12 protein-coding genes are annotated in these 11,937 nt (G+C 40.2%); 2 read left to right on the top strand and 10 right to left on the bottom strand.

Annotated elements, in window-relative coordinates; all coding sequences use genetic code 11:
- Positions 1 to 7 precede the first annotated feature (7 nt).
- Complete coding sequence (locus ABJG98_RS12770; protein ID WP_348279909.1) at positions 8 to 739, bottom strand: TIGR00730 family Rossman fold protein; 732 nt, start codon at positions 737 to 739, stop codon at positions 8 to 10.
- Between the two features lie 3 nt (positions 740 to 742).
- Complete coding sequence (locus tag ABJG98_RS12765; RefSeq protein ID WP_348279908.1) at positions 743 to 1,669, bottom strand: TIGR01777 family oxidoreductase; 927 nt, start codon at positions 1,667 to 1,669, stop codon at positions 743 to 745.
- On the opposite strand from ABJG98_RS12765, the gene ABJG98_RS12760 reads away from it, so the two are divergent.
- On the top strand, positions 1,668 to 2,243 hold the full coding sequence (locus ABJG98_RS12760) for a hypothetical protein (RefSeq protein ID WP_348279907.1): 576 nt from the start codon (positions 1,668 to 1,670) through the stop codon (positions 2,241 to 2,243). The two genes, ABJG98_RS12765 and ABJG98_RS12760, sit on opposite strands and share 2 nt — an antisense overlap.
- A gap of 54 nt (positions 2,244 to 2,297) precedes the next feature.
- Here the strand turns inward: ABJG98_RS12760 and ABJG98_RS12755 are convergent, their stop codons facing one another.
- The 8 genes from ABJG98_RS12755 to ABJG98_RS12720 form a co-directional block, all read right to left on the bottom strand.
- Positions 2,298 to 5,087 carry a TonB-dependent receptor gene (locus ABJG98_RS12755; protein WP_348279906.1) on the bottom strand — a complete coding sequence of 930 codons (2,790 nt, stop codon included), beginning with the start codon at positions 5,085 to 5,087 and terminating at the stop codon, positions 2,298 to 2,300.
- A gap of 109 nt (positions 5,088 to 5,196) precedes the next feature.
- Positions 5,197 to 6,429 carry a hypothetical protein gene (locus ABJG98_RS12750; RefSeq protein ID WP_348279905.1) on the bottom strand — a complete coding sequence of 411 codons (1,233 nt, stop codon included), beginning with the start codon at positions 6,427 to 6,429 and terminating at the stop codon, positions 5,197 to 5,199.
- 221 nt (positions 6,430 to 6,650) lie between these two features.
- Entirely contained in the window at positions 6,651 to 7,643 is a 993-nt protein-coding gene (locus ABJG98_RS12745) for a MoxR family ATPase (protein WP_348279904.1), read from the bottom strand.
- A gap of 94 nt (positions 7,644 to 7,737) precedes the next feature.
- Positions 7,738 to 9,063 carry an NAD(P)/FAD-dependent oxidoreductase gene (locus ABJG98_RS12740; RefSeq protein WP_348279903.1) on the bottom strand — a complete coding sequence of 442 codons (1,326 nt, stop codon included), beginning with the start codon at positions 9,061 to 9,063 and terminating at the stop codon, positions 7,738 to 7,740.
- Positions 9,064 to 9,121: 58 nt separating this feature from the next.
- A complete protein-coding gene (locus ABJG98_RS12735; protein WP_348279902.1) occupies positions 9,122 to 9,706 on the bottom strand; it encodes a protein-tyrosine-phosphatase in 585 nt (194 codons plus the stop codon).
- A gap of 27 nt (positions 9,707 to 9,733) precedes the next feature.
- Positions 9,734 to 10,165, bottom strand: a complete 432-nt coding sequence (locus ABJG98_RS12730; protein WP_348279901.1) for an ArsI/CadI family heavy metal resistance metalloenzyme — start codon at positions 10,163 to 10,165, stop codon at positions 9,734 to 9,736.
- 69 nt (positions 10,166 to 10,234) lie between these two features.
- The gene (locus ABJG98_RS12725) at positions 10,235 to 10,561 is read right to left on the bottom strand and encodes a metalloregulator ArsR/SmtB family transcription factor (protein WP_348279900.1); all 327 of its coding nucleotides are present in this window, start codon (positions 10,559 to 10,561) and stop codon (positions 10,235 to 10,237) included.
- 23 nt (positions 10,562 to 10,584) lie between these two features.
- Entirely contained in the window at positions 10,585 to 11,208 is a 624-nt protein-coding gene (locus ABJG98_RS12720; RefSeq protein WP_348280098.1) for an aquaporin, read from the bottom strand.
- 51 nt (positions 11,209 to 11,259) lie between these two features.
- On the opposite strand from ABJG98_RS12720, the gene ABJG98_RS12715 reads away from it, so the two are divergent.
- Positions 11,260 to 11,907, top strand: coding sequence for a DUF4230 domain-containing protein (locus ABJG98_RS12715; RefSeq protein ID WP_348279899.1), 648 nt, complete (start codon positions 11,260 to 11,262; stop codon positions 11,905 to 11,907).
- Positions 11,908 to 11,937: the final 30 nt, after the last annotated feature.

Genomic DNA, 11,937 nt, shown 5'->3' with positions numbered 1-11,937 from the left:
TATGTAATTAGAAGTTCGGGCTTAAGTTGTATTTACTGTAGAAGTCATCAATCACTTCTACTGCCTCAGTTGCAGTGTCCACTACATTAAAAAGTTCGAGATCTGCCGGACTTATATTGCCTTCCATTTCGAGCATCGTCTTTTTAAGCCAATCTACCATACCGGTCCAATATTCTCTGCCAACAAGTACGATTGGGAAACGTCCAATTTTTTTGGTTTGAATAAGTGTTAATGCCTCGAAAAGTTCGTCCATGGTTCCGAAACCTCCTGGAAGTACAATGAATCCTTGCGAGTACTTTACGAACATTACTTTCCTCACAAAGAAATAATCGAAATCGATGCTTTTGTCTATGTCAATATAGATGTTATTACTTTGTTCAAATGGAAGGTCAATATTAAGACCTACAGATTTTCCACCTTGAGCATTAGCTCCTTTATTACCTGCTTCCATAATACCTGGCCCACCACCTGTGATCACACCATATCCATGTCGTACTACTTTAGCCGCAATTTCTTCGGCCACCTTATAGTACCTATTGTCAGGCTTAGTTCGAGCAGAACCAAAGATAGAGACACATGGGCCAATCTTACCCATTTTCTCAAACCCCTGAACAAACTCTCCCATGACTTTAAAAATCACCCATGAGTCTGCACTTTTGATTTCATTCCAATCTTTTTCTTTGAAGGCTTCCAAAATACGAGCTTCCTCTTCCTTGCTTATTTTTTTCTTTTCTTCCATAGTCTAGTGTAGTAAATCTTGCAGAGCATCGTCTAACGTTGAAAATTGAAAATTAAATCCTGTGCTTTCTACTTTTTTGCTCGACACACGATTGCCTCCTATCAATATATCTGCCATTTCCCCTACAATCAATCGGAGCGCAAATTTAGGAACATTCGGCAGCCAAAGTGGCTTTTTCAAAATAGATGCAACACGCTTTGTGAATTCTTTATTCGTATACGGATTTGGTGATACACCATTAAAGACACCTTCGCTCGACTTTTCCAGGGTGTGCGCAAATATTCCACATAAATCCTGCATGTGAATCCAGCTCATGTATTGATCGCCTGATGCAAGTGGTGCGCCAACCCCATACCTTATTGGTTTCATTAGCTCAATCAAAGCTCCACCCTTTTCGCTTAAAACGATTCCGATTCGCACTTTGGATACCTTGATGTTCAATTCACTAAACACATCTACTTCTTTTTCCCAATCGGCAACAACATCGGCCAAGAATCCCGGCCCTTTTGGACTTGTCTCATCCATGAGCTGGTCTCCCGTGTCCCAACCATAGTAGCCAATAGCTGAAGCCGATATGAAGTGCTTCAAGTTGGGATTAAGTTCTGCTACTTTGCTCTTTAATAATCTTGTTGAGTCAATTCGGCTCTTGTATATCTCTTTTTTCCATTCTTCAGTCCATCTTTTGTCCGAAACGCCAGCTCCGGCAAGGTGTATAATCGCATCTGCGGAGGTGACAGCTTCTTCATCAATTTCATTTTTTTTGATGTCCCAATAGAATGTCTGGTAGTGTTTTTGCGTTGGGTTCCTTGACAGATGGGTGACTTTGTATCCCTTGGAGGTTAGTAGATCACTTAGCTGGTTTCCTACAAGGCCTGTTCCACCTGTGATAAGTACCGTTTTGATTGGGTCGTTTAGATTTGCTGAAGACATGAGAAATTTCGTTTATAAACATACTCTTGGATACGTTCTTTTGTTCGTATTCTCATTGACTTTTGCACAAAAAAAGTATTCTTCCAAGGCTGCTTCTTCCCAGTTGACACTGGAAGGTAAAACATTAACTGGTTACACAACAAGTTTTGATTTCGCACGTGAAGATGTAAGAAAAGGTTGGTGGAAGTTTGCCAGGGAATTTGGTAGTCCTCTCAATATGAAGACCTACTACAAAGTGACGATCCCTTCGGAAAGAACAGATGGCAATGTGGATCTGGTCATCTATACGCAAAGTAATGACGGTAATGGAGGTACAATGTTTTTTCTCGGTCTGGAAAACAAAACATATAAGGATCAGGCTTTAACCATGATTTTAGATTTCAAAAAGAAATTTTACATCAATGATCTTTTAGCACAGATTGAAAATAATCAATCAAAGTCTGAAAAGTTAAGTGTAGAATATCGAGATTCTGTCATTGAAAGTAAACAGCAGGAGCTTCTTGAAAAGATCGCTGATTTAGAGAGTATAAATCAAGAACTGAAGGAACAGATAAAGAAGATTGAGAAAAGTTAGGTCAAAAAGTAAGCCTCTCTCGAGGCTACTTTTACTCTAAAAAACCTACTTTGATTAAAAACTGTACGTGTATTTCAATGTGAAGAGTCTGCCTGGGCTTTGTCTAGAGAACAATTGTTCCTGATTATCTGATTTATACACCAGTTTATTGGCATCATTAAGCACATTGGATACTCCAAGGCTTACCATCGATTTTTCATTGATATTTTTTGACACCTTGAAGTTTAGCGAATGAAATGGCTTTGTGAAAACTTCTGGTACTCTAGCGGCACTTATGTAAGTCAATGTTTCGCCTTGAACATTGTATGAGAGGTTTGCGGACAGGTCCAGGTTAGGTATTTCATAGTTCAAGAATGTATTGATTGAGAAAGGAGCCTGTAGACTCAGGTTTCTGTATCGATCCACTCCTTGCTCTGTTCCCCTGAAGTTTACTTCACTTTGAAATTCGTTTTCACCTGTTTCGCTAACGGTAACTGTGGTTCTGTCCACCTTGGAAATAGTGTATGAATAATTTCCTCCGATCGTTAGATTATCTAATCTGTCATTGATAAAACCAAGCCTTTTTATGAATTCGATCTCTGTACCATACGCTAATGCAGAACCTACATTCCTAGGTGTTACCTGATTGGGGGCTACCTCGAAAGCTACAATTGCGATATGGTTGGTGAAATCTTTATAGAAGAATGAAAGTGAAGCCATCTCGCCTGGAGTGAAGAAATATTCCCATCGTAGGTCATAGTTTAGAATTTCTGCCTGCTTGGTATCAATGTTTCCAATGAAGAATATTCCCGTGATTGGATCGGCAATAAATGCTTCTGACTTTTCTTTGAATGACGGACGCGCCAATGTTTTATTGAATGAAGCTCGTAAGTTCATATCGTCATTCACGTTGTAGATCAGACTCAATGAAGGCAAAAGATTTGCTTCGCTTAATGTTTTCTGATTTTCAACAAAAATTTGCGATCCGTCATCTTGCTCTACTACTCCAGTGTAAAACATATTGACTGTCTCCAGCCTCACACCGTATATTGATTTTAATTTATCTGAAATCGACATTTCATTCATCAGGTATCCGGCGGTAAGGTTTTGCTTTCCATCGTAGGCATTACTTGGATCTGTGGCATTTTGGATGAACAAGCCAGTCGGACGCTCAGGGCTAATTGCATTTTCGGGGAGCAGGTCGTTAGGATCTGTGCTATCGACATTGCTTGTCAACAGATTGCCATACGAATAGTTATAAACATCAAAATCTCTATCTCTATATGTGTAGGTCCCACCAAACTTGAGTTTGTTTTTCTTGTTAAGCACGAACTCAATGTCAACTCTAAAGCTTTCGTTTACTTCAGATAAATTTCTCCAGAAACGATTGATCAATCCTCCATTTCGGAAACCTAACTGACCTTCATCTTCATTAATGGCTGTTTCTCGATAATCCGGTTCATACTGCTTCGAGAAAATCAATGAGTTAGTCCATGAAAGCTTTAATCGGTTGTTCAATTGATGTTTACCGAAAAGGATGCTGTTGGTCATCTGACGCTGAACATACGTCAGGATATCATTGTATAGGAATGTCGGATTGTTTAGCGACGTATTACTTCTGGTTCTGTCAAGGGCTGAACTTACTCCATTTTGAATGTGAAGAAAGTTTGTTCCAATCGTAGACTTCTGCGTTTTGGCTGCTAGGGACACCAAACCACTCCAAAGTGATTCGTTAGTAGAAAGGTCGCCTTTGGCAGTGTAATCTCTTACAAGCTCAACCTCCTCTCCAGTGCCATCTCTTTCATACCTTCTTCTCTCGAATCCTTCGAAATAGTTGATTCTGTTTCGGTAGGTGAAGAGTGCGTTGTATCCCCAAGTGAATTTTTTACCAACGATCTGATTCCTGTGACTAAACGAAAAGCTGGTGTTCATAGGACTGGTATTTCTTGTTCCAGCAAGTGTTGGGTCAAAGAGATTGGTAGTTTGATTATCCTGTGGAATTTCTAAACTTGAAGTCACTGGCAATTCCCTCTGTCCATTATCAAAACCAATGAAGTCTGTTGAAGATCCTTTATAGCTCAGGTAGTCTGAGTTGAAGTGCATGTCTGGATTAAAGCCGAGACTGAAAGAGATTGATGAGCTTTTTTCTTCTGGAAAACTTTTCGTTTGGATGTCAATAAGACCTCCGGTAAAAGAGCCGGTTAAATCAGGTGTGAAAGTCTTGTAAACAAGTACGTTTTCCAAAATTCCCGTTGGGAAGATGTCGATCTGAACATCATTCCTATCCGGATCCAAACCTGGAATTATCATCCCATTGATTGATGTTTTTGTGTAACGATCGCCCAAACCTCTGACATAAACATATTTGTCTCCCTGAACGGAAACACCAGTTACCCTTTTCATTGCCCCAGAAAGATCACTATCTCCAATTTTTCTGAAAGTGGCAGAAGAAATTCCATTCAATGTGTTGATTGATTTTTTCTGAACCAGCATGACTCCTACTTCATTGTCCCTGACAACCTGTGCTGTTACCACAACTTCCCCGAGTTGCTGGACATCCTCTTTCATTACAATTTCCAAAACGGTTGATTCTCCGTCTTCAATTGCAACATCTTCGATTACGATGTTCTGGAATCCTACAGATTGGAAAACGATGGTATGTGTGCCGCCAGGTAATGATAAATTATAGTTTCCATCAAAATCAGCTACAGCTCCAACTGTGGTTCCTTGCTTAACTACTGTAGCACCAAATAGTGCCTCGCCAGTCGTTTCATCTACTATCTTCCCTCGCAAATATCCTTGCTGGGCGAATGTTGAAAGTCCTATACAAAGCAGGAGAAAAGTAAAGAGCGTTTTGTTTTTCATTTCAAAAAGATTAATGTGATTCCTCTATATGTCAAATAATTTGAAACAGGAAAATGCATCTTGGTTTAAATCAAGATGCATACTGATCAAAAATGTATGTCCGCCTAATCTATTGGTCAAAATCGTCGGTATATATTGCGAATGTTGCGTTCACAGTTGTGAATACGAGGTTTCCGTCAATGACATTTTGTGCTGCATCTTCCTCTGATTCCAAAGTCCCAGTATCGAAAGAAGCAGCGAGTTTAATTTGGCCTCCATTTGCATTTAGGTTGCTTACAATACCTCTGGCCTTAGATTTGAAATCGCAAGTGATTGAAGCTCCGCTAGCTGCCTGGATGGTTCCATTCGTAAGTCTGAAATCATCGGCGGTACCGCCCAGCAGATCTCCTTCTCTTCCGTCTACTTCAAGACCTTCATCTGAGTTTTCATCCACAGTAACCAGGTAGTTCGAAACTTCGCCTGAGTATGACTGATCGATATCAATTGCATCATCTCCAACTTGCGTTACTACTAAGTAATTCACATCTACATTGCCACCGAAAAATTCGATTCCATCATCACTATTTGCATAGATTTCGATGTGATCTATCGTTGTTCCTGAACCAACACCTCCAAGTGTGAATCCGTTGATTTCGTCTCCTGCCGCTGCGTTGATAACTGCTCCACCGTGTCTGATAGACACATACTGAATTGTGCCCGAATTGTCGCTTGCGTTTGAGCCCCCGTAAAGACCGTTTGTATCATCTGCAGGTACACCTTCAATTTGCGCAGGTACCGTTTCTTCTGAGATTGGTGCATTGCCCAAAAGTACCAGTCCACCCCAAAGTCCTTTATTATCTGCTGTAAGACTGCCATCGTCAGCAGTAGTTGTCATGATGATCGGATCTGCAGCTGTTCCCACGGCCATAAGTTTTCCACCTCTTGCCACCATTAGTACGGACGCATTTACACCTTCTAAATCTTTGTTTCCTGTAACTATAGTTCCTGCTTCAATCGTTAGAGTTGCTCCATCAAGGACGGTGATTCTCCCATCGAGTTGATGAACAACGCCAGCAGACCATGTGACATCTTCTGAGATATTGGCTGTATACTTAATAGTATCTAATACTTGCTGAGTTCTTGAAGACCCTTTAGTAAGCGTCCAGTCAAAATTTGAGTCGTTTACATCTATGCCAGCTGCTGTGGCATCAGTAGATACATTTTCACCAACTGCCGTTGCAACTGCTACCAAAGCTGCTTCTTGCTGCTCTGTAGTAGAAAGTTCAACAGGATCATCGCTATCACATGAAACCATCATTAATGTTCCAGTGATTAGTGTTGCTTTAGCAAATAATTTTTTCATTTCATTTTGCGATTTAAATGTTCTTGATAGATCAATTTCTATCGCAAATTTGAAATTCAGATGTTACCTGCGGTCGGTTTGGCTGTTATGAATGGGTTAAAGAATGCGCTGATCTGTTAAATAGCGATTAGGAATATTAAGCGAGTGTTATCAGATGGATCGTTATAAATAGAAAAGCCCATCAGAATGATTCTGATGGGCTTTTCTACTTAATATGCTGACTATTTGCTGATGTTGACCCTAGAGAGGATCGATTTTATGATATCGTGGGTAGTCACTTCATCTGCTTCAGCTTCGTAGTTTAGCAAAATTCTGTGATTGAGTACATCGTCAGCAATTTCCTTAATATCCTCAGGTAGTACGTAATCGCGTTGATTGAAGAATGCCATGGCCTTGGCTGCAAGGTTCAGATTGATCGAAGCTCTTGGTGATGCTCCAAACTGGATGTATTGCGCCTCGTCGATGAGTTTATAATCTAGAGGATTTCTTGTCGCGAATACGAGCTCAATGATGTATTTCTCAATTGATTCTGAAATGGTGACCTGATTAATTTCATTACGGATTGAGAAGATGTCCTCTTTAGTTAATACGGTTTCAAGCTGAGGATTGAAACTCATGTTGGAAATTCTTCTCATCACCTCCATCTCATCTTCTTTGCTCAAATAATCCACCTTCACCTTAAGCATAAATCTATCCACCTGGGCTTCTGGAAGCGGATAGGTGCCTTCTTGATCGATTGGGTTTTGGGTAGCTAAAACTAGGAATGGACGATCAAGCTTATAGGTTGTTTCTCCAATTGACACTGTCTTTTCTTGCATGGCTTCCAAGAGTGCCGATTGCACCTTAGCCGGAGATCTGTTTACCTCGTCAGCCAAAATCAGATTGGCGAAAATTGGTCCTTTCTTTACTTCAAACTCAGCTTTTTGCTGATTGTATATCATGGTGCCTACTAAATCAGCAGGTAGTAGATCCGGCGTGAATTGAATTCGTTGGAAATCTAATTTCAGAACATCAGCAAGTGCATTTACTGTCAAGGTTTTCGCCAGGCCTGGCACACCTTCCAATAAGATATGACCCTGGGTGAAGAGTCCGACCAATAATCGGTTGACCATATACTCCTGACCAATTACCACTTTGCCCACTTCAGAAATCACCTTTTGTATCTTCTCCTGGTGTTCTTTTCGAAGGTCCTTATCTAGTACTTGCTCTTCCATGCTTTTTCATTTGAGTTTCGCTTGCAAAAATATGATTTGCATTCAAATATTAAAGAACGATTTGAAGTAAGGAAAAAACTAAGGATTTTCGGTGTTAAATCTTGTTAACGTCGGCCGGCCTCCTTATAAATTTCCTGTTAAATGTTCTAATAATGAGTCTTGTTCCCTTATCGTAGGTAAAGTAGCTCCAAATCCAGTTGTTTAGGGTGATGAGTTTATTTCTGAACCCAATTAGGTACATAATGTGAACAAACATCCAAATCATCCAGGCAAAAAACCCTTTGAAGTGCATACCATTGGGCATATCTACGACTGCTTTATTCTTCCCGATGGTAGCCATTGATCCTTTATTAAAATATTTGAAAGGCTCCATTTCTTTCCCGGCAATGATATTTTTGACGTTTTTTGCCAAATGCCAACCTTGCTGCATAGCGACTGCTGCCACCATGGGGTGTCCTTGAGGAAATTCTTCAGATTGCATCATGGCCACATCACCAATGGCGAAAATGTTATCAGAGTCTTTCACCCTATTAAATTCATCAACTAATATTCTGCTTTTCTCTACCGAAGTAGCGTCCAATCCATCAACCACATTTCCTCTTACCCCCGCCGACCAAACCACTGTCGCTGTATCAATTGTGCCATTATTTAAGGTTACTGTATCTCCATCATAATCTTCCACAAAGGTATTGAGTTGTACTTCTATGCCCATCTTTTTAATGTAATTGAGCGACTCTTTGCCGGCAAAATCACTCATTCCATTAAGTAGACGATCCGAACCTTCAATCAGGTGAATTTTCATTTCAGAGAAGTCCAAATCCGGATAATCCTTAGGCAGGATATGTTTTCTGAGTTCAGCTAATGCGCCACTTACTTCTACACCCGTAGGGCCTCCACCCACTACCACGATGTTCATCATCTTCTCAAACTCGTTTCTATCCTGAGTCATTACCGCTTGCTCAAAATTTTGCAGAATATGACTTCTTACATCCAATGCATGAACGATTCGCTTGAGTGGCAGTACTTTCGGCCTAAAATCTTTCTTGTTGAAATAGTTGGTAACAGAACCATTGGCTAACACCAGATAATCGTAGGACAAGTTGCCTATGCTAGTCACTACTTCATTTTTCTTTGCATCAACTCCGGTCACTTTGACCATACGAAAAAAGTAGTTAGGATTCCCTTCAAAAGTTTTCCTAAGTGGCCCTGCTATGGAATCAGGTTCTAATCCAGCAGTGGCAACCTGATACAAAAGAGGTTGAAATGTGTGGAAGTTATTCTTGTCTAAAAGGACAATCTGTGCTTTACTTTTTCTTAAGGATTTAGCCAAATTTAGTCCTGCAAAGCCTCCACCTACAACCACAATTCTAGGTAGATCTACATCAGGAATGGCTAGCAAGAGATGAGCGGGAATTGGCATGATCGTGTTATTTAATTAATAAACAACTTCAACTCAGAATAATTCTATTTGTTAACATTTAAATGGACGAAAAAACGTAATGCATTTCTGTTGCAATTTGTGCACATCTGCCATCGTATGTTTTTGACTCTTCTGGCGTTCCATCAGACACTTTCGGATCCTCATAGAAAAGCTGGATTCGAGCCTCCGCGCCAGGCACAATCGGACAACCAGAATCAGCTTCGGAACAGGTCATAATCGCTGCAAAGTTTTCTTTCGGATTGACTGAATCACCAAACGTTTTGGAGAAGCAAATCATCGGTTTTTGATCCTCCGAAAATGACACCTTATACTTTGGGTTTTTCCCTTCGCCAGCCTGGATTTCAAATCCAGCTCTTCTTAGTGCTGCGACAGCATTGGGATGAAAGGCGGTGGCTTCAGTACCACCAGAAAAAGTAGATATCTCAATTCCGACATGACTTGCCAATACTTGTGCCCAAACCTGACTCAAATGACTCCTTCTCGAATTGTGCGTGCAAATGAAATTTAGCTTCGCACTTTCATTGTCTCGAATGTAGGAGGTCAGTTGATCCAAAATTGGTTTGCGCGAATCATCTATATGTGAATCCAGCGATGCTATATAGTCTTTGATTTTCTGGTACATAAGTAAAGGGCCTTACGGCCCTCGAAATTAACAACATCCAACAAGATCTTTTTTCTCTTCCGAGATGTCATCACGACCTCCCATTTTGTCATCGTCTTTTAGAAAATGATATACTTCCCATTCGTATCCATCCGGGTCTTTCACCCAAAACTTATCTTGAACAGCAAAGCAGCATGAAGTGTTGGTTTCTTCCAGTTCGATTTTCATTAATGCTTCAAGCTCTTTCTTTTTTTCAGCGAGTTCTTCCTGAGAGTTGACACGAATACCCATGTGTCCAAATTTCGGACTGGGTGATTTCGATTCTATAAATGAAATGACTAAGCCCGGATTTTCAAGTTCAAACTTGCTATATCCCTTCTCAACTTTAACAGGCTCCTGTCCGAACAGTCGTTGATAAAAGTTGGTGGTCTGCTCGATATCCTTGACATTGAGCCCGACGTGAAATTTAAATTGTTCCATTTTAATTGTATTTATAGTAAAGTCATTATCGTTATATCGTATTATTACGATTAATTTGAATAAAATTTTTCAACAGCAACTTTCTGGACTATAACTATCCAAAAGTCCTTGTAATCTTTCCTTCACTCCATTCCATACCTCCGAATTAATGCAATAACACATGGATGTCCCCTCCACAGTTCCTTTGATCAAGCCTACACTTTTCAATTCCTTAAGGTGCTGCGAAATCGTTGCCTGAGCCAATCCTAATTCCTCAACCAGGTCACTGTTAATACATTGGTTAGCCTTAATCAGATGCTCCAATATTGCAACCCTTGCCGGGTGAGCAAATGCTTTGGCTACTAATGCCAGTTCATTTTGCTGTGTTGTGAATAAATCTGTTTTACTAACTCCCATATCGTAATATTACGATGAATAATTTATTTAGTTCTGATTTTTTTAAAAAAATGATAAAAAGGAACCGATAATGCTGATCCAATCACGGGCGCCAAAAAATAAATCCATAGCACATCCAATGTATTAGAAACTACAGCTGGGCCAAACGAACGAGCAGGATTCATTGATGCACCGGTAAATGGTCCGGCAAAGTAGGCTGCCAAAAACACGACAAACCCAACCACGACAGCAATGGATCGCAGGTTATTGGTTTCTACGATCAGTAAAATTGAAAGCATAAGAGCAAATGTGATAAAGATTTCGATTAGGATAGTGGCCCCTATGCCACTTGATGGCATGGTTTCTCCATATGTTGGATTTTGCGGAAGTACCAACGATAAAAAGATGCCCGCAAGTAACCCGCCTATCAATTGAAATGGGATATAAACAAGTGCCTGCTTCTCACCATTGAATAAGTAAAACCCGACACTCACAGCTGGGTTGATATGAGCACCAGAAACATGACCAAAGCATAAGATCATTAAGGTGACAATAGCTCCGAATGCGATTGATATCCATATATGTGGAAGTGAGATCGCAATTGATCCGGCACCAACAAGCACCAAACAAAACGTACCAACCAATTCTGCCAGGTATTTTTTCATTATCGCAATATTACGATAACACTTTGAGGAGTGAAAATTTCTTAACTTAAACCTATGATCAATCTTGCAAAGCTGATTTTGAAGATTTTACCATGGTTACTCACTGTGGGATTGCTCGCGTGGATGCTAATTCAAGAGAAAATGAATTTCTCGCGTGAACGTATCACACAAATAGAGGCAAATACTCTTTTGACCAAAGTTGAGCAGATCGGAAAGATGGAGCTCGTAAAGTATAATTTTCAAGAAGTAACCGAGGTTAGAAAGATAGCAGGAGAAATTGATTTTAAGTTTTTTAAATATAAACCAGTCCCAGACTCAAAAGGCGTGCTCATCAGTCAGGGCAGTGCGGTTGGTTGCATAGACTTTAAGAAAATCACCCCATCAAACATTTCGGCATCAGGTGACTCTATTTTCCTTAGACTACCATCACCAGAAATCTGCTATTTCAAAATTGACCTTGAAAAGTCTCGATTGTACGATCTGCAAATCGATTACATGAGATCAGATGACCGTAAAAAATTTGTGCAAGAACTCTACAAAGTAGCTGAGCAGGAAATTAAAAATGCGTCACTTCAATCGGGTATTATAGAACAGACCAGGGAAAATGCTCACATTGTCTTGCGACCTATGCTAGAAACAATGACAGGAAAAGTTGTAATTCTAACCTTTGATCTGGATACAACTATTCTCGCAACAGATTAACATTCCTTTTGTCCAAACCCATAATCCAAT

It is taken from the genome of Ekhidna sp. (assembly GCF_039960695.1).
Taxonomy (GTDB): domain Bacteria; phylum Bacteroidota; class Bacteroidia; order Cytophagales; family Cyclobacteriaceae; genus Ekhidna.
The sequence above is the reverse complement of the archived record's forward strand: the minus strand, read 5'-3'. Positions and strand labels throughout refer to the sequence as shown.

What these genes read in the sequence shown, in the direction of transcription:
- ABJG98_RS12750 (WP_348279905.1), bottom strand. Translation starts at nt 6,429, where the DNA reads ATGAAAAAATTATTTGCTAAAGCAACACTAATCACTGGAACATTAATG.
- ABJG98_RS12770 (WP_348279909.1), bottom strand. Translation starts at nt 739, where the DNA reads ATGGAAGAAAAGAAAAAAATAAGCAAGGAAGAGGAAGCTCGTATTTTG.
- ABJG98_RS12755 (WP_348279906.1), bottom strand. Translation starts at nt 5,087, where the DNA reads ATGAAAAACAAAACGCTCTTTACTTTTCTCCTGCTTTGTATAGGACTT.
- ABJG98_RS12765 (WP_348279908.1), bottom strand. Translation starts at nt 1,669, where the DNA reads ATGTCTTCAGCAAATCTAAACGACCCAATCAAAACGGTACTTATCACA.
- ABJG98_RS12740 (WP_348279903.1), bottom strand. Translation starts at nt 9,063, where the DNA reads ATGCCAATTCCCGCTCATCTCTTGCTAGCCATTCCTGATGTAGATCTA.
- ABJG98_RS12745 (WP_348279904.1), bottom strand. Translation starts at nt 7,643, where the DNA reads ATGGAAGAGCAAGTACTAGATAAGGACCTTCGAAAAGAACACCAGGAG.
- ABJG98_RS12730 (WP_348279901.1), bottom strand. Translation starts at nt 10,165, where the DNA reads ATGGAACAATTTAAATTTCACGTCGGGCTCAATGTCAAGGATATCGAG.
- ABJG98_RS12735 (WP_348279902.1), bottom strand. Translation starts at nt 9,706, where the DNA reads ATGTACCAGAAAATCAAAGACTATATAGCATCGCTGGATTCACATATA.
- ABJG98_RS12715 (WP_348279899.1), top strand. Translation starts at nt 11,260, where the DNA reads ATGATCAATCTTGCAAAGCTGATTTTGAAGATTTTACCATGGTTACTC.
- ABJG98_RS12725 (WP_348279900.1), bottom strand. Translation starts at nt 10,561, where the DNA reads ATGGGAGTTAGTAAAACAGATTTATTCACAACACAGCAAAATGAACTG.
- ABJG98_RS12760 (WP_348279907.1), top strand. Translation starts at nt 1,668, where the DNA reads ATGAGAAATTTCGTTTATAAACATACTCTTGGATACGTTCTTTTGTTC.